We start from the raw sequence: 24,110 nt of genomic DNA, 5'->3' as shown, positions 1-24,110 counted from the left end.
TACTCACGAGAAGCGGCCAAGATAATCAATCTTGCCGACCGGCACGCCCTGATTGCGCAGGATCGCGTGCGCCGTCGCGACGTGGAAATAGAAGTTCGGCAGTGCGAAGGTCGCGACATATTCGTCGCCGCGGAAGTTCATCTTGTTGCCGCCGGGCGCGATCGTCACTTCATTCGTTTCTGTGCCTTCGAGCGCTTGCGGCGCAATCGTCGCGAGATAGGCTTCGGTCTTGGCGATGCGCTCGCGAAGCTCGGCGATCGTCGTTTCGCTGTCCTCGAATTTCGGTGCTTCGGTGGAGGTCAGGCGGGCGACTGCCAGCTTGGCGCTGTCGCTCGCACGTTGATATTGGCCCGATAACGGCAGCATATCGGGCGCAAGCCTGGCAGCAACCAGTTCATCCGGATCGATCCCCTTCTCCTTTGCGTAAGCCTCGGCCTTTTCGAGGTAGTTTTTTAGCGTCGTAAGTCCGCGCTGAAACATCGGAACGGTCAGGCGGTACATGGAAATGGACATGGCTTCTCCTTGGGGATTTTTCGTGGGCGCAGCGGTTTTGATCGTTACGTCCGCACATTTAGGCGCGTGCTGTGGCGATTTCATCGGCCCGCCCGCCCGCCCATAGCATCATATTTCCAGCGCGGCTTTCGGTCTTTATTTCCTTAGTGGCTTATCCCGTTGCCACAGGTAAAACTTCTAATAGTCTATGGGGAGTGGAAATCCGGTCCCAAATCGAGGGAGAAGCGGTCCTCAGGCCCGAGAGGGCGCGGAATCAAACGAGGTCAGGATCAGGGCAGATTCGCAAAGCTATGTCGCATCAGGCCGTAGCCTAGAGTGGATTACATCCAGTCAGCCAATCCACCGGACGATTTCGAAAGCTGGCATCGGCTGGTGAAAGCCTTTCAGAGTCAATTCGCCAACAGGAACGTACGGCAAAGTTCCGCCCACCGCGGTTAGTGAGTACGCCAAAATTCCGCCCATTTCGATCATGCGGCGAGCGATGCCGGAATTCCGCTCGTCTACGTGAACCGCGAGCCGGTGAATGTCGATACGCCGTTTTCATTTCAAGCCAAGTCGTGTTTACTCATCCGCTATAAATTTCTGAGAAGGGGGCTGGCCAATTCTGCCAGCTTTTCTATTCTGCACGCTTGTCATTGCTCGGCAGGGCAGAGCAGGAAAACAGATGCAGCTTGTATTTGATGGCCATAATGACGTTCTCCTCAGGCTTTGGACACATGAAAGGGATGGCAACGACCCGGTTGCCGAATTTCTGAACGGGACGACATCAGGCCACATCGATGGACCACGCGCTCGGCAGGGTGGTCTCGCCGGCGGCCTTTGCGCCATCTACGTGCCCTCGGGCGATCTCGTCTTCGCCGATCCCGATCAAAACGGACATTACGAAACGCCGATGGCCGCACCTCTCGACCGGCTGCCGTCACTTGGCGTCGCGACCGAGATGGCGGCGATTGCACTGCGTCTCGACAAGGCGGGCGCCTGGCGCCTCTGCCGGACGGTGAAGGACATCCGCAACGCCATGGCAAGCGGTGTTTTTGCCGCGGTCATGCATATGGAAGGCTGCGAGGCGATCGGGCCCGACCTTTCCGCGCTCGAGGTCTTTCATGCGGCGGGCTTGCGCTCTCTGGGGCCTGTCTGGAGCAGGCATAACGTCTTCGGACACGGCGTGCCCTTCGCCTTCCCGATGTCGCCAGATACTGCGCCGGGGCTGACCGGTGCCGGCTTTGAGCTGGTGCATGAATGCAATCGCCTGGGCATCATGATCGATCTGTCCCACATAACGGAAAAGGGCTTCTGGGACGTCGCGAAGACAACAGATCAACCGCTGGTCGCTACGCATTCGAACGTGCATGCGCTGACACCGGTGGCGCGCAATCTGACGGATAAGCAGCTTGATGCGATCAGGGAGAGCAAGGGGCTTATCGGTCTCAATTACGCGACTGCGATGTTGAGGGCGGATGGCCGCTCCGAGGGCGACACACCGATCAGGGACATGATCCGCCATATCAACTATCTCGTCGACCGCGTCGGGATCGATTGCGTTGCACTCGGATCCGATTTCGACGGCGCGACCATTCCGGACGAAATAGGCGACGCGGCTGGCAACCAGAAGCTGATTGCCGCTCTCCGGGACGTTGGATATGGTGAGGAGGATCGACGGAAACTCGCCAGCGAGAACTGGCTTCGCATCCTGGCTTCGGCGTGGGGGGAGAAGAACGCCTGAGCCAAAATGCTGCTTTGTAATCAATCAAGAACAAGGGAACAAATCGATGATGATTACTAAACTCAGCCGCAACTTTCGTGCCCTTTCTGCGGGTGCCGCGCTTTCGCTGCTCATGCTGACGGCGCCTGCCGCTTTTGCCGAGACGCCGAAGGATACGCTCGTCGAAGGTTTCGCCATCGATGACATCATTTCGATGGATCCAGGCGAGGCCTTCGAGTTTTCAACGGCGGAGATGACAACCAACACCTATAGCCTGCTGGTCCGCCTCGACCTCAACGACACGACGAAGGTCAAGGGTGATCTTGCCGAGAGCTGGAGCGTCTCCGATGACGGCCTCACCTATACGTTCAAGCTGAAGCCCGGTCTGAAGTTCGCCTCAGGCAACCCGGTCACCGCTGAGGATGTCGCCTGGTCCTTCGAGCGCGCCGTCAAACTCGACAAGAGCCCGGCATTCATCCTGACACAGTTTGGCCTGACCGGAGACAACGTGACTGAAAAGGCCAAGGCTGCGGACGAAAACACATTCGTCTTCACGGTCGACAAGGCCTATGCGCCGAGCTTCGTACTGAACTGCCTGACGGCGACGGTTGCCTCCGTGGTCGACAAGAAGCTGGTGATGGATCACATCAAGCCGATGACGCCAAGCGCGGAATACAAGTATGACAACGACTTCGGCAATGAATGGCTGAAGACGGGCTATGCCGGCTCCGGCGCCTACAAGCTTCGCGAATGGCGCGCCAACGAAGTCGTCGTGCTGGAGCGCAACGACAATTACTACGGCGACAAACCGAAGCTGAACCGCGTCATCTACCGCTACATGAAGGAAAGTGCCGCACAACGCCTGGCGCTGGAGGCAGGCGACATCGATATCGCGCGCAATCTCGAGCCGGGCGATCTCGACGCTGTTTCGAAGAACGCCGACCTCGCGGTGGCAAGCGCACCGAAAAGCACGATCTATTATGTGAGCCTAAACCTCAAGAACGAGAACCTGAAGAAGCCGGAGGTGCAGCAGGCCTTCAAGTATCTCGTCGATTACGATGCGATCAGCTCGACGCTCATCAAGGGCATCGGCGAAATCCACCAGACATTCCTGCCAAAGGGCCAGCTCGGCGCGCTTGACGAAATTCCCTTCAAGCTCGACGTCGCCAAGGCGAAGGAATTGCTGGCAAAGGCCGGTCTTGCGGATGGCTTCTCGGTGACGATGGACGTGCGGAACACTCAGCCGGTCACCGGCATTGCCGAATCCATGCAGCAGACGCTGGCACAGGCCGGAGTGAAACTCGAAATCATTCCAGGCGACGGCAAGCAGACGCTGACGAAATACCGCGCCCGCACGCACGACATGTATATCGGCAATTGGGGATCCGACTATTTCGACCCGAACTCGAATGCCGATACCTTCACGGCGAACCCGGACAATTCGGATGCGGGCACGAACAAGACGCTCGCATGGCGCAATACCTTCGAAACGCCGGAACTCGACAAGCAGACCAAGGCAGCACTGCTTGAGCGCGACGGTGCCAAGCGCGCCGCGATGTACCAGGATATCCAGAAGAAGTACCTGGAGAACAGCCCCTTCATCTTCATCTTCCAGCAGATCGAAGTCGCCGGCTATCGCAAGAACCTGAAGGACTTTAAACTCGGACCGAGCTTCGATACGAACTTCGTTGGCCCAATCGCCAAGGAATAATCCGGCAGGATTCGTTCGTTGAGCATTATCGAAACAAAAATGGAGGCGCGGCCGGCCAAGGGTCGTGCCGTTCCTCTCGCCAAAGCAATCGGGCGTTTCCTGATCGCTGCCGTGACGACCTATCTTGGACTTCTGGCCGTCACCTTCTTCATCGGCCGTGTCGTGCCGATCGATCCGGTTCTTGCGATCCTTGGCGACCGCGCTCCGACGCATGTCGTGGAGCGCGTGCGTGAAGAGCTCGGCTTCAATCTGCCGCTCTATCAGCAATTCTTCATCTATATCAAAGGTATCCTTTCCGGTGATTTCGGCAATTCGGTGCTGACCACCAATCCGGTGATGACCGATATCCGTCGCGTCTTTCCAGCAACAATCGAGCTTGCGACCCTCGGCACCATTTTTGGCGCCCTGATTGGGATCCCGCTCGGCGTGCTTGCGGCTGTGCGGCGCGGCAGCCTTGCCGACCAGATTGTGCGTGTCGTCGGGCTTGTCGGCTATTCCGTGCCGATCTTCTGGCTGGCCTTGATCTCGCTTGTCGTATTCTATGCGCAACTGCGCTGGGTGGCCTTCCCGGGGCGCATCGATATCGTCTTTGAATATACGTTCACGCCGATTACCGGCTTTTATCTGATCGACAGCCTCTGGCAGGGGCAGTGGGACGTCTTCTACGACGTCTTCCGGCACATTATCTTGCCGGCATCGCTGCTCGGCTATTTCTCGCTCGCCTATATCAGCCGGATGACGCGCAGCTTCATGCTGAACGAGCTCAGTCAGGAATATATCGTGGCTGCGCGCGCCAAGGGGCTTTCGGAAACCCGGGTAATTTGGGGCCACGCATTGCGCAATGCCGCGGTGCCGCTTGTCACGGTGATTGCGCTCTCCTACGCCGGGCTTCTCGAAGGCTCGGTGCTGACGGAGACGGTGTTCTCCTGGCCGGGCATTGGCCTCTACATCACCAACTCCTTGCAGAATGCCGATATGAACGCTGTCCTCGGCGGCACGATCGTCATCGGCACGGTGTTCATCGGCATCAACCTCCTGTCCGATCTTCTCTATCGGACGCTCGATCCAAGGACGCGAAGCCGATGACGGTTCCAGCCAGCCAGCCAGCGCCGATGAGCCGCCGCGAGTGGTTGCTTTCCGATCGCCCGCAATCGCGTGTACAGGCACGTCTCGGGCGCGCCTATGTGACCTGGCGGCAGTTCAGTGCGAACAAGCTTGCCGTCCTTGGTCTCATTATCATTGTCGCGCTGCTTTTCGTTGCCGCCTTCGCTAATCTCTTGGCCACGCATTCGCCGGTGGTCGGCGATCTAAAGAATGCGCGACTTCTGCCGCCAGGTACCGGCGAGTATCTGCTCGGCACGGACGACCAGGGTCGCGATATCCTTTCGCGCCTGATCTACGGGTCGCGGCTGACGCTCTTCGTCGTCGTGCTGGTGGCGATCATCTCGGCGCCGATTGGACTGATTGTCGGCACGGTCTCCGGCTATGCCGGCGGATGGGTGGATGCAGTGCTGATGCGTATCACCGATATCTTCCTGGCGTTCCCGAAGCTGGTGCTGGCGCTTGCCTTTGTCGCGGCGCTCGGGCCGGGCATCGAAAACGCGATCATCGCGATTGCAATCACGTCCTGGCCTCCTTACGCCCGCATTGCGCGGGCGGAAACGCTGACGGTGCGGCGCTCGGATTACATCTCGGCGGTCAAGCTGATGGGTGCATCGCCGGTCCGCATCATCATCCGCCATGTCATGCCGCTCTGCCTCTCGTCGCTGATCGTTCGCGTAACGCTCGACATGGCGGGTATCATCCTGACGGCTGCCGGTCTCGGCTTTCTCGGTCTCGGCGCGCAGCCGCCACTGCCGGAATGGGGTGCGATGATCGCCTCGGGTCGCCGTTTCATTCTCGATCAATGGTGGGTCGCAGCCATGCCGGGTATTGCGATCCTTATCGTCAGCCTCGGTTTCAACCTGCTTGGCGACGGCCTGCGCGACGCGCTCGATCCCAAGGAGAGCGGCCAATGACGGCTTTGCTGACGGTCGACAATCTCAAGGTCAGCTACCCGACGCGCACCGGCGTGATCGAAGCTGTTCGCGGCGTTTCCTTCACACTGGACAGGGAACGCCTCGGAATTGTCGGGGAGTCCGGATCCGGCAAGTCGCAGACCGGCCGAGCGATCATGGGGCTCACGCCGAAGCACGGCATTGTCACGGCCGACAAGCTCGACTTCAACGGCATCGATCTGCTCCAGGCTCCAGCGAAAGAACGGCGGCTCCTGCGCGGCAAGCGCATCGCCATGGTGTTGCAGGATCCGAAATATTCGCTTGATCCGGTGATGTCGATCGGCCGGCAGATCTGCGAGACGCTGAGAACGCATGAGAAGGTCAGCAAGGCCGAGGCGACCGAACGGGCGCTTGCCATGCTGGAGGCGGTGCAGATTCGCGATCCGAAGCGTGTCTTCGATCTCTACCCGCATGAGGTCTCAGGCGGCATGGGCCAACGTGCAATGATCGCCATGATGCTGATTGCCGGGCCGGAACTGCTGATCGCTGACGAGCCCACCTCGGCGCTCGACGTCACCGTGCAGCTCGACGTGTTGAAGATCCTGGACAAGCTGGTTTCCGAGCGCGGCATGGGGCTTATCTTCGTGTCGCATGATCTGCGTCTTGTTTCCTCGTTCTGCGACCGCGTCATCGTGATGTATGCCGGTAAGATCGTTGAAGAGCTTAGGGCTTCTGACCTCAAAAATGCACAGCATCCCTATACGCAGGGACTTTTGAACTGCATGCCGCAAATCGGAGAAGATCGCCATCCGCTGCCGGTGCTCGACCGCAAGCCGGAGTGGGCTGCATGAGTGCGGCGCTTTCGGTCGAAAATCTCAGCGTCGTCTATGACGACTTTCATGCGCTTCAAGATGTCAGCATCGCGGTCGCATCCGGCGGCTCCTTCGGGCTGGTTGGGGAATCCGGTTCCGGCAAGTCGACGCTGCTTCGTGCGGTAGCGGGCCTGGCGCCGGTCAAGGGTGGCACAATTCGCGTTCATGATCAGCTGCTTCAGGGTGCAAAACGCAGCAAGGCTTTCTATCGAAATGTCCAGATGGTGTTCCAGGACCCTTATGGCTCGCTGCACCCACGGCAGACGATCGACCGGCTGCTGCTCGAGCCATTGGCAATTCACGGGATTGCCGACAGCGAGAAGCGCATCGCGCGGGCACTGGGCGAGGTCGGCCTTGGAAACGGCTTCCGCTTCCGCTATCCGCACCAGCTTTCCGGCGGCCAGCGGCAGCGTGTGGCGATTGCGCGCGCCCTGATCGTCGAGCCGTCGATCCTGCTGCTCGATGAACCGACGTCGGCGCTCGACGCTTCCGTGCAGGCGGAGGTGCTCAATCTGCTGGAACAGATCAGGCGTGACCGCAAACTGACCTTTGTCATGGTGAGCCACGACCTTGGTGTCGTTACCCATATGTGTGAAAGGCTTGCCGTGATGCGCAACGGCGCCGTCGTCGAACGGCTGACCTCCGGCCAACTGGCCAGCGGGGACGTTCATGAGGATTACACGAGAAATTTGATGATTGCGAGCAAAGGCTTCGTCAAAACGAGAACTGCAGATTTTTCAGATATTTGAAATCCTTTCGGGCGCTGGCCATTCAAGGTTAAGCAGCCGTTAAAAGACGACTATTCGACTAGACTATTGACAGCCGATTTTCATCTGTCATGATCCTGTTAACGAGTGTTAGCTTTCGTGATCGTGGAGGTGAGGCATGTTCTTTCTCGGCGGAATGACCATGGGATATCTCGATCCTCCGGCCAAGGTCGAACGGAGCGAGCAGACACGCGTTGCCATTCCCGCTGAAAAAGATCGCCGATTGATCGAGGCTTCCTCGGGTGCCCAAAGAGAAGAAAACGCAATCGAGCGTTCGTTGATCTGGGCATGGCGCACTCTTTGCTGAGCCGGGTCAGATTTTCTATCCCTCGCGCCCTGGAAGGAAATTTATCTCTACCTAGCTTATAGAGAATATAGGAATATCAGTGCCGGCAGACCGCCGCGCCAATAAAAAAGAGACGGAGGCAACACATGGCAGACCTGGGTATTTCGCATACTCAAGCGAACTATTATGGTTCCGTACCGGCCAAGAAGCCGGCTTCAATGCGCCAGAAGCTTCATTTTGCGCTCAATGCCACGCTGTTTACCGCGGCGTTCGCTTTCGTTGCAGCCCTAGTCTGCGGCGTTATCGGCTGATCGAGCTGTCGTGCCGGCATGTTGCCGGCACATTACGAATTTACTTCTCAAATCGCTGGCTGGGACATTCTTCTGCGTGAACCGGGAATTTTCGGCCAACAACAACAGCGGTCCAATCACGTTTGAAAATCCGGTGCCCGATGGGTGCCGGATTTTTCTTTTGAATAGCGACGAACTGCCAAAATTGAGGTAAGCAAAGCTGGGCAATTCCGTGCCTCTTGACTTGAATTATCGGGAGGGTGTCCAACTTTCCCGGATGGTTCTTCGGGGGTGAAGGCAAAATGCAGCTCTGACCGGCAGATTCGTGCCATAAATCAGGCCTAAACCGTTTCGTATCGGAAATCTGTGGCTTTCGCATCTTCCTGGAAAGCCCCTTGGCCGTTCATGTCGCAGTCATAATTGCCGGTGCAAAAGGCTAGGCAAAATTACCATAACCTTAGTTTGGACCCAGAACCGAACCCATGACCATTTCCATTCCGTCTCCAAACCCGTCACGCGAATCCGAAGTCAAGCACATCGATCACAACGACTCGGTGCGCTCGACCTACCTGTCGATTGAAGACATCAAGGCGATGGGTGAGTCGATCGCCCGCAAAGGCGTCGATTCGCTGCCGGCTTTTACTGCCTTCGATTTTTTTGCACGGCATAAGGAGAACGAGAAGGAAATCCTGCGCGTTTACCGCACGACCGCGGCCGACGTGGAAGCGGGCGAGACGATCACGCCTGCCGCCGAATGGCTTCTCGATAACCACTATATCGTCGAAGAGGCAATTCAGGAGGTCCGCCGCGACTTCCCGCGGCGCTTCTATCGCGAGCTGCCGACCATCGATGTCGATGGTGTGCAGGTACCGCGCACGCTGGTGCTCGCCTGGCTCTATGTCGCTCACACCCACAGCACCGTTTCACAGGAAAGTCTAACGGCGCTTGTCGATGGCTTCCAGCTGGGTGAGACGTTGCGCATCGGTGAGCTTTGGGCGGTCCCCTCACTCGTGCGTTATGTTCTCGTCGAAAACCTCCGTCGCATTTCCAGCCGCGTTGAACGCAGCCGGCGCATACGCCGCCGTGCGAACGAGGCGGCCGATGAACTCGTGCGTTTGGACGATCCGGCGAAGGCTGCGGAGTATCTGAGGACGCTCGAACCGCTTGCCGAGGACAATACCTTCTCGACGCAGTTCCTCTATCGCATGCGCGACGGTTCGCAGGCGTCTAGCCTTGCGATCGCCTGGCTCGACGAGCGTCTGGAAATGCTCGGCCGTGATACCGAAGAAGCGACGATGGCGGAGCATAGCCGCCTCTCCTCCGGTAATGTCACGATGGGCAACATCATCCGGAGCCTTCGCGAGATCGATGATGCGGAATGGTCGGTCTGGGTCGAGCAGGTCAGCCATGTCGACAAGCTGCTCTGGGAGAATTCCGATTACGGCATCCTCGATTCGGGATCACGCAACAAATACCGCAAGCAGATCGAAAAGCTCGCCAAGCGCTCGCCGCTGACGGAAATGGAAGTCGCCCAGTTGGCGCTCGACATGACCAGCGAAGCCAGAGCCTCCGAGGAGCCGCAACCGCATGAGCCGAATGTCGGCGGCTTTCTTGCCGGCATGCACCGGCCGAAGCTTGAAGAACGTGCCAATTATCGTCCGACCTTCGTCCAGCATTTTGTTCGAACAGTCCGCAAGTTCAACTGGCTGTCGATTGCCTTCCCCGTCATGCTGCTTACCGTCATTGCGATGGCGATCGTCGGACGCTTCATGGCCAATGCCGGCATGGGCACGTTGGAAATCGCCGTATTGCTGATCATGTTCTCTCTTCCGGCATCGGAGGGCGCGACCGGTCTTTTCAACACCTTGCTGTCCTTCTTCGTGACGCCGTCGCGGCTTGTCGGCTATGAGTTCAAGGAAGGCATTCCGGAAGATGCACGCACGCTGCTTGTCGTGCCATGCCTGATTTCGAACCGCGACAGCGTCGACGACCTGGTTCGCAATCTCGAGGTTCACTATCTCGCCAATCCGCGCGGCGAAATCTATTTCGCGCTGCTGAGCGACTGGCCCGACAGCGACGTCGAGGAGACGCCGAACGACCTGGAAGTGCTGGACTACGCCCGGCGTGAAATCGCCAATCTTTCGGCACGTTACGCCTATGACGGCAAAACGCGCTTCTATCTCCTGCATCGCCGCCGCCTCTACAACCCGTCAGAGGGCGTCTGGATGGGCTGGGAGCGCAAGCGCGGCAAGCTGCACGAGCTGAACATGCTTTTGCGCGGCGACAGCGACACGACCTATCTGCCGGGCGCCAATATTGTGCCGGCTGGCGTTCAGTATATCATGACGCTCGATTCCGACACGCGCCTGATGCGCGATGCCGTGACCAAGCTCGTCGGCAAACTCTATCATCCGATCAACCGTCCGGTGATAAACCCGAAGACCGGCCGCGTCGAAAGCGGCTATGGCGTGCTGCAGCCGCGCGTGACCCCGTCGCTGACAACCGGCAAGGACGCTTCGGTCTTCCAGCGCGTCTTCTCGATCAACCGCGGCCTCGACCCTTACGTCTTCACGGTTTCCGATGTCTACCAGGACCTCGCCGGCGAAGGCACGTTTACCGGCAAGGGCCTTTATCATGTCGATGCCTTCGAAGCTTCGCTGAGGGATCGCATCGATGAGAATTCGGTGCTGAGCCACGATCTCCTCGAAGGTTCGATGGCGCGCTGCGCACTCGTCACCGATCTCGAGCTCGTCGAAGACTTCCCGATCCGCTACGAAGTCGAGGCCTCGCGCCAGCATCGCTGGGCGCGTGGCGATTGGCAACTCCTGCCATATATGTTCAATCCAAAATACGGCGTCACCGCTCTCGGGCGCTGGAAGATGTTCGATAACCTGCGCCGCTCGCTGACGCCGATCGCCTGGTTCTTCGCTTCCGTGCTAGGCTGGTATTTTATGGGCCCGCTTGGCGCACTCGTATGGCAGATCCTCCTGATCTTCTGCCTTTTCGTTGCGCCGACGCTGTCGCTCATCCACGGCATCATTCCACGCACCAGCGATATCGTTGCACGGGCACATCTTTATACCGTGTGGTCGGATATCCGCGCTGCGAACGCCCAGGTGGCGCTTCGTATCGTTTTCATTGCCGATACGGCTTGCATGATGGTCGATGCGATCGGCCGCTCGCTCTACCGTCTTCTCGTCAGCCACAAATTGATGCTGCAATGGCGCACTGCTGCCAGCGTCCAAGCGGGCGGGCAGGGAACGATCCTCTCCTACTACGGCGCGATGTGGCACGCCCCGGTGCTCGCGCTGCTCGCACTCGGCTTTGCAGCACTTCCCGGCGACAACGCATTCCTCGTCGGCATCCCGTTTGCCCTGCTGTGGACCCTGTCGCCGCTCGTTGCCTGGTATGTCAGCCAGTCGGCAGAGACCGAAGACCGCCTGGAAGTCGCCGATTCGGTCTCAAGCGAGCTCAGGAAGATCGCGCGCCGCACCTGGCGTTATTTCGATACGTTCACCACGGCGGAACAGAATTACCTGCCGCCGGATAACATTCAGGAGACGCCGCACGTCATCGTCGCGAGCCGCACCTCGCCGACCAATATCGGCGTGTATCTGCTCTCGGTCGTTTCCGGCCGCCAGTTCGGCTGGTTTTCCTTCGAGGAAACGATCGAGCGGCTGGAGCAGACGATCGGCACCATCGACAAGATGGAGAAGTATCGCGGCCACCTCTTTAACTGGTACCACACCGATACGCTTCAGACCCTTGGGCCGCGATACGTTTCGGCTGTCGACAGCGGCAATCTCGCCGGTCACCTGATTGCCGTTTCATCGGCTTGCCGCAATTGGGCCGAGGCCCCGTCGGCGCATATGCAGGGCAATCTCGACGGCGTCGGCGACACTGCCGGCATCCTCGGCGAAGTACTGGCCGACCTTCCGGACGATCGCAAGACGGTCCGTCCGCTCCGCCGTCGCCTGGAAGAACGAATCGTCGGCTTCCAGAACGCGCTCGCCGCCGTTAAGCGCGAGCACGAGTTTGCCTCGATCCGCGTCATCAACCTTGCGGTTCTTGCGCGTGACATCCAGAAGCTTGCGGCAAATCTGGATCACGAAGTGAAGTCGGCACTCAGCGGCGAACTGACCCGTTGGGCCGAAGCACTCGTCAAGATTTGCGAAGCGCATATTTCCGACAGCACATTCGACCTTTCGAATATCGATGCTTTGCGGCCGCGGCTGATTGCCCTTCGCGACAAGGCCCGCGATCTCGCCTTCTCGATGGATTTCAGCTTCCTGTTCCGTCCGGAACGCCGCCTTCTTTCGATCGGCTATCGCGTCGAAAGCGGCGAGCTCGACCAGGCCTGCTACGACCTTTTGGCGTCGGAATGCCGGCTGACCAGTCTCTTCGGCATCGCAAAGGGCGACTTGCCGACGGAGCATTGGTATCGCCTCGGCCGGCAAGTCGTGCCGGTCGGTTCGCGCGGCGCTCTGGTCTCTTGGTCCGGCTCGATGTTCGAATATCTGATGCCGCCGCTCGTCATGCAGGAGCGCGGCGGGGGTATTCTCAATCAGACCAACAACCTGGTCGTGGTCGAGCAGATGAACTACGGACGCAAGCTCGGTATTCCGTGGGGCATTTCGGAAGCTGCCTTCAATGCTCGCGACCATAACCTCAACTATCAGTACACGAACTTCGGCGTGCCTACGCTTGGCCTGAAGCGCGGCCTCGGCCACAATGCCGTCATCGCGCCTTATGCCTCTATCCTCGCCAGCCAATACGACCCGCAAGGGGCACTCGAAAATCTGCAACGCCTGCGCAAGCTCGGTGCGCTCGGCAAATTCGGATTCCACGATGCCGTCGACTTCACGCCGACCCGCGTGCCGGAAGGCAAGAAATGCGCTGTTGTCTATAACTACTATGCGCACCATCACGGCATGTCGATTGCGGCGGTTGCCAATGTTGCTTTCAATGGGCATCTGCGTGAGCTCTTCCACTCCGATCCGGTGATCGAAGCAGCCGAACTGCTGCTGCAGGAAAAGGCGCCGCGCGACATCCCCGTCATGAGCGGCAAGCACGAATCGGATACGCCCGCCAGCATTCAGGAAGATCTGCTGCGGCCGGAGCTTCGCAAGATCGCCGATCCGCTTTCGCGCGATCGCGAACTCATGTTCCTGTCCAACGGTCACTATTCGATGATGTTGACGGCGACCGGTGCCGGCTACGCACACTGGAACGGCCAGGCCGTTACCCGCTGGAAAGCCGACCCGACGGAAGATCGCTGGGGAAGCTTCATCTTCCTGCGCGACACGGCGACCAACGAATGGTGGTCGGCCACCGCCGAACCAAAAAGTGTCGAGGGCGAAAAGGTCAATGTGCTCTTCGCCGACGAAAAGGCGGAATTCACCAAGGTTGTTGGCGACCTCAGCAGTGAATTGGAATGCATCGTTGCGACTGAGCATGATGCGGAAGGCCGCAGGCTGACGCTTCTCAACATGGGATCGGAAGACCGCTTCATCGAAGTCACCTCCTATTTGGAGCCGGTGATCACATTGGATGACACGGACAATGCGCATCCGGCTTTCGCCCGCATGTTCGTGAAGACGGAATTTGGCAGGCGCGGCGACGTCATCCGTGCCGAACGCAACAGACGCGATCCGGGCGAACCGAACATGAGCATCGCCCATCTGATCGTCGACAGTGCCGGTCCTTCCCGGCAAACGGAATTCGAGACCGATCGCCGCAAATTCCTCGGCCGCGGCCGTAGTCTTGCGGATGCCGCAGCCTTCGATCCTGGTGCGACGCTTTCGGGCACCGACGGCTTCACGCTCGATCCGATCCTTTCGCTGCGCCGCACGGTTCGTGTGCCGGCCGGCAAGAAAGTCAGCGTGATCTTCTGGACGATCGCCGCCCCTAGCCGCGACGAGGTGGACAAGGCTGTCGAGCGCTATCGGCACGCCGATGCCTTCAACCATGAGCTTGTTCAGGCCTGGACACGCACGCAGGTGCAGATGCGCCATGTCGGCGTGACGTCGCAGCAGGCTGCCGCCTTCCAGTATCTCGGCCGGCATTTGGTCTATCCGGACATGGACTTGCGCGCCGATGCTGCGGCAGTACGAGCCGGCATGAAGTCACAATCGTCGCTGTGGCCGCTTGCGATCTCCGGCGACTTCCCGATCTTCATGCTGCGCATCGATGACGACATGGATCTCGATATCGTTCGCGAGGCATTGCTGGCGGAGGAATATCTGCGCTCGCGTGGCGTGACGGCCGATCTTGTCATCATGAACGAGCGTGCATCCTCCTATGCGCAGGACATGCAGCACGCCGTGGACCAGATGTGCGAAAACGTGCGCCGCATTGGCCAGGTCGATGGCCTTCGGCAACATATCTTTGCCGTCCGGAGGGATTTGATGGAGGAGGCGACCTATCATGCCCTGATCGCCGCTTCGCGCGTCACCTTCCATGCGAAGAACGGCAAGGTTGTCGATCAGATCAACCGCGCCATCGCCCTTTCTGCGCCGTCCAAGGACGACCTGCCGGAAATGGAACGCGAGCAGCGTAAGACCCCGGTCAAGCGCGTGGCGCGTGTCGTGCAGCCCAGGCCGCCGGCGCTCGTGATCGAGGAGGAAGGCGATCTCGACTTCTGGAACGGCTTCGGTGGTTTTGCCCGCGACGGCCGCGAATATGTCGTTCGTCTTGCTGGCGGCACGGCAACACCGCAGCCCTGGATCAACGTGATCTCGAACGAGAAGTTCGGCTTCCATGTGTCTGCGGAAGGCGCGGGTTTCACCTGGAGCGTCAACTCGCGCGACTATCAGCTGACCTCCTGGTCGAACGATGCCGTCGTCAATCGCTCAGGCGAGGCGATTTACGTCACCGACCTGGAAAGTGGCGCGCTGATGACGCCCTTTGCTGGGCTTTCGCAGCGGAGCGATGTCCGTTTTGAGGCACGCCATGGTCTCGGCTACTCAGTCTTCTCCAGCGAGCAGAACGATATCGCGCTCGAAGTGATACAGACGGTCGATCGCCTGAGGCCGGTCAAGCTGCAGCGCGTCCGGTTGCGCAACATGGGTACCACGGCGCGCAAACTGCGGCTCTATGGCTATGTCGAGTGGGTTCTCGGCAACAACGCCCAGCGCTCGGTGCCCTTCATCCTCTCATCCCTTGACGAGGAAACCGGCGCACTCCTTGCCGCCAACCAGTACAGCATCGACTTCTCGAACCGGGTATCCTTCTTTGCCGCCAGCGTGAAGCCGTCGAGCTTCACTACAAGCAGGCGCGAGTTCATCGGCAAGGCCGGCACGATCCGGGCTCCGCAGGCACTCAAGCCACCCTTTGCGCTTTCCGGCGCCACGGAACTTGACGGCGACCCGGCAGCGGCTCTCGCAATCGATATCGAAATCGGTGCTGGAGAAGAGCGTGACGTCACGTTCTTCCTGGGCGACACGGCGTCGAGGCAAGAGGCCCAAACCTTGATCGCCGAGATCCGCAAGACCGCTGTCGAGGACACTGTTCAGGCAAACCGCGATTTCTGGCAGAGCTTTACGGGCAAAGTTCAGATTTCGACGCCGAACCAGGCCATGAACAATCTCGTCAATGCCTGGCTGCCCTATCAGAGCCTTGGCTGCCGCATCATGGCACGGTCGGCCTTCTATCAGGCAAGCGGCGCCTTTGGCTTCCGCGATCAGTTGCAGGATACGCTGGCTTTCGTGCTTCAGGAGCCATCGCTCGCGCGCAACCAGATCGTCAACGCTGCCTCGAGGCAGTTCCGCGAGGGCGATGTCCAGCATTGGTGGCTGCCGGGAACCGGCGCGGGTGTCCGTACGTTGATTTCGGACGACGTGGTCTGGCTCGCCTATGCGATCCATCACTATTGCAGCGCAACGGGCGACAAGAGCGTGCTTGACGAGGAATTGCCGTTCCTCGAGGGCCCGGCGTTGCTCGAAGGCCAGCACGACTCCTTTTATCGTCCGGAAGTCTCGGACGACAAGGCCAGCATCTACGAGCATGCCGCCTTGGCACTTGATCTCGCGATCAAGCGCAAGGGCTCAAACGGCCTGCCGCTGATCATGGGCGGCGACTGGAACGACGGCATGAACCGTGTCGGCATCCAAGGCCAGGGCACCAGCGTCTGGCTTGGCTGGTTCCTGGCAGGCGCGCTGCGGTCCTTCATTCCCTATTCGCAAGAGCGGGGCGACGCTGCTCGCCTCGAGCGCTGGACGAAACATCTCGGTGAACTGAAGGCCGCGCTCGAAAGTCAAGGTTGGGATGGCGGCTATTATCGCCGAGGCACATTCGACGACGGCAGCCTGCTCGGTTCGAAGGAAAGCCTGGAATGCCAGATCGATTCGATCGCGCAATCCTGGAGCGTGCTTTCCGGCGAAGGCAATCCGGATCACGCGGTCAAGGCCATGGACGCTGTTTTGAACCGCCTTGTGGACAAAGAAGCGCGAATCATCCGCCTATTTACCCCGCCTTTTGCCACGTCGGTCAGGGATCCGGGTTATATCAAGGCCTATCCACCCGGTGTTCGCGAGAATGGCGGCCAGTACACGCATGCGGCTACCTGGGTGGTTATGGCGCTTGCTGAGCTCAACCGGGGCGATGATGCATTGGCCTGCTTCGAACTCCTGAACCCGATCACCCATGCGCGCGACAAAGCTTCTGCCGAGCACTATCGAGTCGAGCCCTATACGGTGGCTGCCGACGTCTACGGCGAAGGTGCGCTCAAGGGCCGCGGCGGCTGGACGTGGTATACGGGGTCCGCGGGCTGGCTCTATCGTGCCGCAGTCGAAGGGATTCTGGGTATCCGTTTGAAAAACGGACGGATTTTTGTTCGTCCAGCACTGCCGAGCGGTTGGGACGGCTTTTCGGCGGAGATCGAACATTCAGGTGTGAAATATCGCATTTCGGTCTCAAAATCGTCCCATCCGGACGGCTACACTCTGGTCATCAACGGCAGCGAAGTCGCCAATCCCCATGAGGGATATTCGGTCGGATAGCAGCATTTTCGACGCTCACACTCCGGCGATTCGTTGCAGCCAAAAGGTGAAACTTTTTGGCTGCAACCGCGTTTGCAGATCGGAACAGGAGAACCATCATGGCGGCTACGCCGGAAAACGCCATCGGCGCTGAGCGCTTGCCTCAATCAGCAGTGCGACCGGCGCGCGATACGAGGCTTGATGTTCTGCGTGGCCTTGCCCTCATCACGATTTTCATCAATCACGTTCCCGGCCAGATATTCGAGTATGTGACGACGAAGAATTTTGGCTTCTCCGACGCCGCGGAAGCCTTCGTGCTGATCTCGGGCATTGCGGTCGGACTGGCCTATGGCTCCGGCTTCAAGGTCGGCAGGCGACTAGACATGGCGAAGAAGGCGATCAAGCGCGCCTTCACGCTCTATCTCGCCCATATGATCACGACCTTCATAACGCTCGCGCTGTTCATTTGCGGCGCCTGGCTGTTCCACCGGCCGGGATTGCTGGTCGAAATCAATATCCTCGCCGTCTTGATGAACTTGACGGAGGGAATACCCGCCCTGCTTCTGCTTGGCCACCAGATCGGCTACAACAACATATTGCCGATGTACGGCGCGCTGATGCTCATGGTACCGGTCATCTTGCTTCTTTACTCGGCCCATCCGCTTCTGGCGCTTGGCGTTTCGGGTGCTGTGTGGCTGCTTGCGGGCATCTATCAGATCGCGCCGCACAACATGCTCATCGCCGACTACTGGTTCCTCAATCCACTCTCGTGGCAGTTCTTGTTCACGATCGGCGCCGTCGGCATCATGCATGTCAAGCGTGGTGGCAAGCTGCCGGAACACCCGATTTTGTTCGTGCTGGCTTCCGGCTACGTAGCGCTGTCCTTTGCTTGGGTTGTCGGTCACCTCTGGGACCTCGGCAATGTACTGGCAGCGCTTGGCTTGCCGCCTGTGCTTACCGGTTTCGACAAGACTTTCCTGTCACTGCCGCGGCTGCTGCATGTGTTGGCGCTCAGCTACCTCGTTATCAATATTCCCGTGCTGTCTCGTATCCTGCGCCGTCCGTCGGATCATGCGCTGACCATCATTGGCCGTCACTCGCTGAATATCTTCGTGGCAGGGACAATCCTTGCGATGGCGGGCCAGGTGCTGCTCTACATTACCAATCATGACCAGATGATCGGTGCGCTCTTTGTCGTCGCAGGCATCTCCGGTCAGTTCGCTTATGCCTACCACCTCGAGCGCAAACGCATCGACGGTACCGTGAAGGCCAGGTCGATGGGGCGTGGTGCTTCCGTTCCCGTCGCCGTCCGCGTCGCGGATGGCCGAAAGCTCTATAGCGACAAATAGCTCTCTCTTTTGCGATATCAAAACCGGCTGGCGAAACCGCCAGCCGGTTTTGTCAATCGGCCTTGGCCTGCAGTTCGGCCACCGGCCGACAATTGATGATGGCAAGCTTGCCGTATCTATTCCCCGCCCAGATGCAATTGCCCCGAGGAGAAATTCATGGTCGACGAAAAGCAACTGATTGCCAAAATCACGTGGCGGCTCATGCCGTTCCTAGGCATTCTTTATCTCATCGCCTATATCGATCGCCAAAATGTCAGCTTCGCCAAGCTGGAAATGGTCGGCGCGCTTGGCATGAGCGAATATGCCTACGGCCTCGGCGCCTCGCTCTTCTTCATCGGTTATTTCCTGTTTGAAGTCCCGAGCAATCTGCTGCTCGAGCGGTATGGCGCCAGCAAATGGTTTGCGCGTATTTTGCTCTCGTGGGGCGCAGTTACGATCGCCCTGGCCTACACGCAGAATGCGACGATGTTCTACATTCTCCGATTTCTTCTTGGCGCCTGCGAAGCCGGGTTCTTTCCAGGCGTCCTTTATCTGCTGACACTTTGGTATCCGTCCGCCTATCGCGGCACGATGGTCGGACTGTTCATGATCTTCAGCGCTCTTGCCAATGCCGTCGGCGCGCCGCTGGGCGGCATGCTGCTCGATCTCGACGGGCTTTATGGTATCGCCGGCTGGCAATGGGTGTTCATCGCGACGGGTATTCCCGCCGTCATAGCAGGCGTGGTCACGCTGCTTTACCTCTCGGATCGCCCAGAGAGTGCGAACTTCCTGAGCGATGCGGAGAAGAGCTGGCTAAAACGCAGGATTGAGGCGGAAAATGCAGACATGGACAAGAACGCGGAGAATGGCTTCAAGGCGCTCATCAATCCGAAGGTACTTCTTATGGCATTGTGCTACGTCGGCTTTCCTCTTGCAGCCTACGGCCTCAGCTATTGGCTCCCGACCATCGTCAAGGAATTCGGCGTCAGCAACACGGCCAACGGCTTTCTGAACATCATACCCTGGGTCCTCGTGGCGGTGGCGCTTTACATCGTCCCGTCGATGGCAGACAGGGCAGCTTCGAAGACGCCTTACATCGTCATACCGGCACTGCTGGGCGCCATATGCCTTGTCCTTTCTGCTGTTATTCCGGACCATGGCGTCCAGTTCGCATTTCTGTGCATCGCTGCAGCGGGCATCTTCGCCGGCCAGCCGGTTTTCTGGAGCCTGCCGTCACGTTTTCTGAGAGGCGCTGGTGCGGCGGCCGGGCTCGCCGCAATCAACTCCGTCGGCAATCTCGGCGGCTTTGTCGCCCAGAACGTCGTGCCCTGGATCAAGGACAGTACGGGAAGCACGATTGCGCCAATGTTCTTTCTTGCCGCGTGCCTGGCTGCCGCCGCGCTGCTGGTGCTCGTGGTCGGACGCGTGATGTCGCGTACACAGATTCCTGCCGAAGAGAGCGGAACTGTGCAACAGCGCGCGCAATCCTAACAATGCCAAGCCAAAGTCCCAGCAGAACAATCGGCTGCTGGGACCTTGGCTTGAGGTCCATTCAGTCGGTCAGCAACGGCATTATTCCGCGAGAGAAGGTAATCGTTAACCAACACAAGCCTAACAGTCTGATGGAAACATGGATTGATTCGATGGCATCTTCTTTCGACACCCCTCTCGCCGCGCTGACCGCAAGCGAAATCGTGATATTTCCAAGCATCCCCCAGCCCGGCGATATCGAGCGCTGCGCCGCGACGCTTGATGATCTGCACGGAGAACCGGCGGTCGCGTTTTGGAAAGCCGAGTGCCGTTTGCTGGCGGACGAGCTTGCGCGATGTGGCTTGCGCGAGGAGAAGATCCGGGAGCGCGTCTTGTCCTTCCAGGCTGCGGTTCAAGCCGCTCTGGTAGAGAGACATCAGCTGCGCGCTTTATCCGAAAGCCGCGCGCGGCAAGGCAGAAGGCGCCGTCGCCTCTGACGCGATAAACTGTCCGCTGCCGCAGCTGTCACGGCATCAAGGCCTTGAGACCCGTCTGAGGTTACTCAGCCCATATCGATTTATAATTCGTCAGCCGTCACTGAACAAAGTCCAAACAAATCAAAGGCCGAAGGCCTCAGCCTCACAGCTTCGCACGGTAAAAACTTCCGATCGGTACGTTTTTATCGCCTCCCTGCCGAATGACTTCCCGATCGGTAAGAAGCGCATTGAAAATTAAAGAACCTTCCTGAACGGTAAGCCGCCACAGGAGATGCTGGATGTTCAAGTCTGCACGTGATTTCGGCACTGCCGTCAGAGAAAAACGCAAAGGCCTCGGCTGGACCCAGACCGAGCTTGCCACCCGTTCCGGAACGGGCGAGCGTTTCATTGTCGAACTCGAATCCGGCAAGCCGAGCTGCCAACTCGAAAAGGCGCTGATCGTCGCGCGCACGGTGGGCATTGAGCTCGGCGACCTGACCACAGCCCAAGCGTCCCCAGCAGCATCCGAAGATGATCTCGGCTTCCTGCCGAACTTCGGTGATGGTCGATGACAAAGATCTTCTACGAAACCTTCCCCGTCGCACAGATGACTTTCGAAGGCGAATGGCGGCTCGATTACGATCCATCCTGGGAAGCGCGCCGCTCGGCCTTCCCCATTTCGTTCATTGGCTCAAGGCGGTCCGCGATTGTTACCAAAAGGCCTGGGGCAGTAGCGGACAGGAGCTCAGTACCCCGAAAGCCATAGCGTTATTTTAGCATCGAATTCCACTTCGCGGCGGCGGGAGTCGGCAACGACCTCACTTGCAGCGCGTCCCGAGTTTCTAACCCCGATAAAAAAGGCCGGAAGGTTTTCCCTCCGGCCTTGCAATTTGGTTTTCGAACCTGGTTAAGCAGCTTCGGTCGTATGAGCCTTGCGGACTTCCTCGTCCGTCAGGATACCGCTGGCGCGAAGCAGCGCTGCAAAGCGGCCGTTGCTGTGGCTGAGTTCATCGAAACTACCCTGTTCGACGATCCGGCCATTGTCGAGGAAGAGCACCTTGTCTGCTTCACGAACCGTCGAGAGGCGGTGCGCGATGATAAAGGTGGTCCGGTTCTGGCGAAGGTTGTCGATTGCAGCCTTCACGCGGTTCTCGGTCTCCACGTCGAGCGCACTGGTCGCCTCGTCGAGAACCAGGATCGGCGCATCCTTGAGGATGGCGCGGGCGATGGCCACGCGCTGGCGCTCCCCGCCCGAGAGCCTGTTGCCACGCTCGCCGACATGCGTGTCATACTGTTCCTCGCGCGTCTCAATGAAGTCCGCCGCGGCTGCCGCTTCGGCAGCACGGCGCATCTCTTCTTCGCTGGCACCTTCGCGGCCAAGGCGGATATTGTCGCTGATCGAACGGTTCAGCAGACCCGCATCCTGGAACACGGTGGCGATATAACGGCGCAGCGACCTGCGGGTGACCTTGGTGATGTCGTGGCTATCCACCAGGATCTGGCCGCTGTCCGGATCGTAGACGCGCTGCAGCAGATTGACGAGCGTCGTCTTGCCCGCACCTGTCGGGCCTACGATCGCGACTGTCTGGCCAGCCTTCACCGAGAAGGAGACATTGTGCAGGCCCTGCGACGAGTTGCCGAAGCCGAAGGATACGTCGCGGAATTCGACTTCGCCCTTGACGTCCTTGATGTCGGCATTGCCCGCCGGTTCTTCGCGCTCGCGAACGGAGTCTTCGAGCGTATAGAAGTCTTCAAGCTTCGCGCGGGCTTCGAAAATCTGCGTGGCGAACTGGCGCATCTGGTCGAGGCGCGAGATCAAAAGGTTTGCAAAGCCAATGAAGGCTATGACGTCACCGATCCGCAGTTCGCCGGCCTGCACCAGAAGCGTGCCGATCACAAGGATGATCATCATGGCGATGGTCGATGCCATTCGGTTCAGAGCACCGGCAAGGGCCCACCAGTCGAGGACCGGGTACTGAGCCTGCAGCAGACGGTCGGCAAAGCCCTTGAGCGCCTTGGTTTCAGCTTCAATGCGGTTGTAGCTGTGCAGCACCGAAACGTTGCTGATCGAGTCGCTCACATGCGAGAAAACGGTGTGATAGTGGTCCTCGACCGAAGCCTGTCCGTCCTTCGTGCGGCTCATGACCAGACGGCCGATCAGCCAGTAGGCAAGACCAAGCACGACCAGCACGCCGGACAATCTCAGGTCCATGGCCATGGCGGTCGGGACCAGAAGCGCAATGGCGACGGCGGTCGAGAGGTGATTACGCATGAATTCGAGCCAGAGGCCGAAGAGCGTTTCGCAAGCGCGCAGCAGGGTATGCAACGCGTTCGACGTGCCGCGCTGGTGATGCCAGGAGAGCGGCATCGAGATGATGCGGCCAAATGCTTCCGTCAGCAAAGTCGCGCGCCGGCCATGGGCCAGCCTGTCCGCCTCGCGGGCGACAAGAACGAAGGCGATCGTATTGAAGACGGCAAATCCGGCCCACATGAACAGAATGGGCTTGACCTCGCCATTGCCTGAAATGGCGTCGATGATGCGACCAAACAGAACAGGCTCCGCGATCGTGATCGCAGCCAGAACAATGTTCGCAACGACCACCAGGGATACGCGGAGCTTGTAAGCGCCAAGGTAGCGCAAAGCTCTTGCATAGACCTTGAATAACGACACGGCGGTACCTCTTGTGTGCATCTGCAAAAAACGGAATGGCGCGATGCTATGAAAAAACACCTGAACCGACGATTAACGGCGCATTCAGGTGAGGTGTTTCTGCAGGATGCGACAGGATAACCGCAGCGCAAAGCTGCTCAACCGATTGGGAGTGCAACAATTTCCACTTGTATTTAAACCAAGCTTTAGCAATCCATAAACCTTATATGAAGCCAGCTTGTTAATCGAAGACCGTCGTTGCCACGTTCAGGTGGTCCGACCGACGGACTTCACCGATCGCCCATTGCCGGGCAAGGGGCTTTTTGTGAATATTCATTCTTTGGTTCAATTGCTCGTCGTCATAGAGGAATGCACGAAGCCCGAAACCGTCGTTGAGGAACTCCGGCGGGCCGTTCATTCCTATGGCTTCGAGTATTATGGATTGCTGCGTCACCTGAAGCAGAGCCAAGATCCCTGGGGTCTCGTACTTGCCGGGCATTGGCCCGAGAAGTGGCCGCAAACATATGTTGCAAAAAAATATGTCCTCATAGATCCAACAGTCCGGTATCTGGCGCAGGCGCAAAGGCCATTTCGATGGAAGGAAAGCCTTGCCGCCTACCGCCGCGATCCGCACCAGCGGCGAATGGAACAGATGATGGCGGATGCCCATGCCCACGGCCTCCGCGACGGTTACATCTTCCCCATTCACGGCAAGAGCGGCGTGCTCGGAAACTTAAGCGTCGGCGGTGGGCCTGTCGAATTGTCGCCGGTCGAGATGTCGTTGTTCGAAACGGTTGCCCGCAAAGCGTTCTGGCGGCTGCTTGATCTCAAGGGCGAAGCGAAGGCACTCGAAAGCGCTTCATTGCTCAATTTGCCGCCGACGCGCCGCGAGCTCGAAATCCTGCACTATTTGGCCGACGGCCTGACCTCGATGGAGATCAGCAAGTTGCTCAGCATATCGAACCACACGGTCGATTGGTATATGAATGGGCTGCAGGACAAGCTGAAGGCCAAGAACCGCCAGCAGGCGGTGGCGCTGGCTTTCCGGCACGGGCTCGTTACCTAATTTG

At 58.9% G+C, this 24,110-nt stretch carries 16 protein-coding genes; 14 read left to right on the top strand and 2 right to left on the bottom strand.

Annotated elements, in window-relative coordinates; genetic code table 11:
• Positions 1 to 3: 3 nt before the first annotated feature.
• Positions 4 to 513: a DUF1993 domain-containing protein gene (locus ISN39_RS18645; RefSeq protein WP_194728470.1), complete on the bottom strand. Its 510-nt coding sequence runs from the start codon at positions 511 to 513 to the stop codon at positions 4 to 6.
• Between the two features lie 664 nt (positions 514 to 1,177).
• On the opposite strand from ISN39_RS18645, the gene ISN39_RS18640 reads away from it, so the two are divergent.
• The 13 genes from ISN39_RS18640 (at position 1,178) to ISN39_RS18580 (ending at position 20,962) form a co-directional block, all read left to right on the top strand.
• A complete protein-coding gene (locus tag ISN39_RS18640) occupies positions 1,178 to 2,236 on the top strand; it encodes a dipeptidase (RefSeq protein ID WP_194728469.1) in 1,059 nt (352 codons plus the stop codon).
• A 46-nt stretch (positions 2,237 to 2,282) separates the two neighbouring features.
• Positions 2,283 to 3,926 (top strand): ABC transporter substrate-binding protein, encoded by a 1,644-nt coding sequence (locus ISN39_RS18635; protein ID WP_074070038.1) that lies wholly within the window; start codon positions 2,283 to 2,285, stop codon positions 3,924 to 3,926.
• 18 nt (positions 3,927 to 3,944) lie between these two features.
• Entirely contained in the window at positions 3,945 to 5,012 is a 1,068-nt protein-coding gene (locus ISN39_RS18630; RefSeq protein ID WP_194728468.1) for an ABC transporter permease, read from the top strand.
• A complete protein-coding gene (gene nikC / locus ISN39_RS18625; protein ID WP_074070036.1) occupies positions 5,009 to 5,944 on the top strand; it encodes a nickel transporter permease in 936 nt (311 codons plus the stop codon). The genes ISN39_RS18630 and nikC overlap by 4 nt, the downstream gene beginning before the upstream one ends.
• Positions 5,941 to 6,774 carry an ABC transporter ATP-binding protein gene (locus tag ISN39_RS18620; RefSeq protein WP_194728467.1) on the top strand — a complete coding sequence of 278 codons (834 nt, stop codon included), beginning with the start codon at positions 5,941 to 5,943 and terminating at the stop codon, positions 6,772 to 6,774. Before nikC ends, ISN39_RS18620 begins: the two co-directional genes overlap by 4 nt.
• Entirely contained in the window at positions 6,771 to 7,544 is a 774-nt protein-coding gene (locus tag ISN39_RS18615; protein WP_194728466.1) for an ABC transporter ATP-binding protein, read from the top strand. The genes ISN39_RS18620 and ISN39_RS18615 overlap by 4 nt, the downstream gene beginning before the upstream one ends.
• A gap of 136 nt (positions 7,545 to 7,680) precedes the next feature.
• Positions 7,681 to 7,869, top strand: coding sequence for a hypothetical protein (locus ISN39_RS18610; protein WP_074070033.1), 189 nt, complete (start codon positions 7,681 to 7,683; stop codon positions 7,867 to 7,869).
• 125 nt (positions 7,870 to 7,994) lie between these two features.
• Positions 7,995 to 8,159 carry a hypothetical protein gene (locus ISN39_RS18605; RefSeq protein ID WP_183928945.1) on the top strand — a complete coding sequence of 55 codons (165 nt, stop codon included), beginning with the start codon at positions 7,995 to 7,997 and terminating at the stop codon, positions 8,157 to 8,159.
• A gap of 461 nt (positions 8,160 to 8,620) precedes the next feature.
• Positions 8,621 to 17,137, top strand: coding sequence for a glucoamylase family protein (locus tag ISN39_RS18600; RefSeq protein ID WP_194728465.1), 8,517 nt, complete (start codon positions 8,621 to 8,623; stop codon positions 17,135 to 17,137).
• A gap of 98 nt (positions 17,138 to 17,235) precedes the next feature.
• On the top strand, positions 17,236 to 18,465 hold the full coding sequence (gene opgC, locus ISN39_RS18595) for an OpgC domain-containing protein (protein ID WP_074070031.1): 1,230 nt from the start codon (positions 17,236 to 17,238) through the stop codon (positions 18,463 to 18,465).
• 156 nt (positions 18,466 to 18,621) lie between these two features.
• Positions 18,622 to 19,935 (top strand): MFS transporter, encoded by a 1,314-nt coding sequence (locus ISN39_RS18590; RefSeq protein ID WP_194728464.1) that lies wholly within the window; start codon positions 18,622 to 18,624, stop codon positions 19,933 to 19,935.
• 50 nt (positions 19,936 to 19,985) lie between these two features.
• Complete coding sequence (locus ISN39_RS18585) at positions 19,986 to 20,411, top strand: DUF6074 family protein (RefSeq protein WP_335727759.1); 426 nt, start codon at positions 19,986 to 19,988, stop codon at positions 20,409 to 20,411.
• Positions 20,412 to 20,689: 278 nt separating this feature from the next.
• Positions 20,690 to 20,962 (top strand): helix-turn-helix domain-containing protein, encoded by a 273-nt coding sequence (locus tag ISN39_RS18580; protein ID WP_194728463.1) that lies wholly within the window; start codon positions 20,690 to 20,692, stop codon positions 20,960 to 20,962.
• A gap of 335 nt (positions 20,963 to 21,297) precedes the next feature.
• Here ISN39_RS18580 and ISN39_RS18575 read toward each other — a convergent pair whose 3' ends face one another.
• On the bottom strand, positions 21,298 to 23,061 hold the full coding sequence (locus ISN39_RS18575; RefSeq protein WP_194728462.1) for a glucan ABC transporter ATP-binding protein/ permease: 1,764 nt from the start codon (positions 23,059 to 23,061) through the stop codon (positions 21,298 to 21,300).
• A gap of 304 nt (positions 23,062 to 23,365) precedes the next feature.
• Here ISN39_RS18575 and ISN39_RS18570 point away from each other — a divergent pair, with 304 nt between their 5' ends.
• Entirely contained in the window at positions 23,366 to 24,106 is a 741-nt protein-coding gene (locus ISN39_RS18570; RefSeq protein ID WP_194728461.1) for a LuxR family transcriptional regulator, read from the top strand.
• Positions 24,107 to 24,110 lie beyond the last annotated feature (4 nt).

This window comes from Rhizobium sp. 007, assembly GCF_015353075.1.
Classification (GTDB): domain Bacteria; phylum Pseudomonadota; class Alphaproteobacteria; order Rhizobiales; family Rhizobiaceae; genus Rhizobium.
The sequence above is the reverse complement of the archived record's forward strand: the minus strand, read 5'-3'. Positions and strand labels throughout refer to the sequence as shown.

Excerpts from the sequence above, each read along its gene's own strand:
- ISN39_RS18645 (WP_194728470.1), bottom strand. The coding sequence starts at position 513 with ATGTCCATTTCCATGTACCGCCTGACCGTTCCGATGTTTCAGCGCGGA.
- ISN39_RS18640 (WP_194728469.1), top strand. The coding sequence starts at position 1,178 with ATGCAGCTTGTATTTGATGGCCATAATGACGTTCTCCTCAGGCTTTGG.
- ISN39_RS18635 (WP_074070038.1), top strand. The coding sequence starts at position 2,283 with ATGATGATTACTAAACTCAGCCGCAACTTTCGTGCCCTTTCTGCGGGT.
- nikC (WP_074070036.1), top strand. The coding sequence starts at position 5,009 with ATGACGGTTCCAGCCAGCCAGCCAGCGCCGATGAGCCGCCGCGAGTGG.
- ISN39_RS18620 (WP_194728467.1), top strand. The coding sequence starts at position 5,941 with ATGACGGCTTTGCTGACGGTCGACAATCTCAAGGTCAGCTACCCGACG.
- ISN39_RS18615 (WP_194728466.1), top strand. The coding sequence starts at position 6,771 with ATGAGTGCGGCGCTTTCGGTCGAAAATCTCAGCGTCGTCTATGACGAC.
- ISN39_RS18610 (WP_074070033.1), top strand. The coding sequence starts at position 7,681 with ATGTTCTTTCTCGGCGGAATGACCATGGGATATCTCGATCCTCCGGCC.
- ISN39_RS18605 (WP_183928945.1), top strand. The coding sequence starts at position 7,995 with ATGGCAGACCTGGGTATTTCGCATACTCAAGCGAACTATTATGGTTCC.
- ISN39_RS18600 (WP_194728465.1), top strand. The coding sequence starts at position 8,621 with ATGACCATTTCCATTCCGTCTCCAAACCCGTCACGCGAATCCGAAGTC.
- opgC (WP_074070031.1), top strand. The coding sequence starts at position 17,236 with ATGGCGGCTACGCCGGAAAACGCCATCGGCGCTGAGCGCTTGCCTCAA.
- ISN39_RS18590 (WP_194728464.1), top strand. The coding sequence starts at position 18,622 with ATGGTCGACGAAAAGCAACTGATTGCCAAAATCACGTGGCGGCTCATG.
- ISN39_RS18580 (WP_194728463.1), top strand. The coding sequence starts at position 20,690 with ATGTTCAAGTCTGCACGTGATTTCGGCACTGCCGTCAGAGAAAAACGC.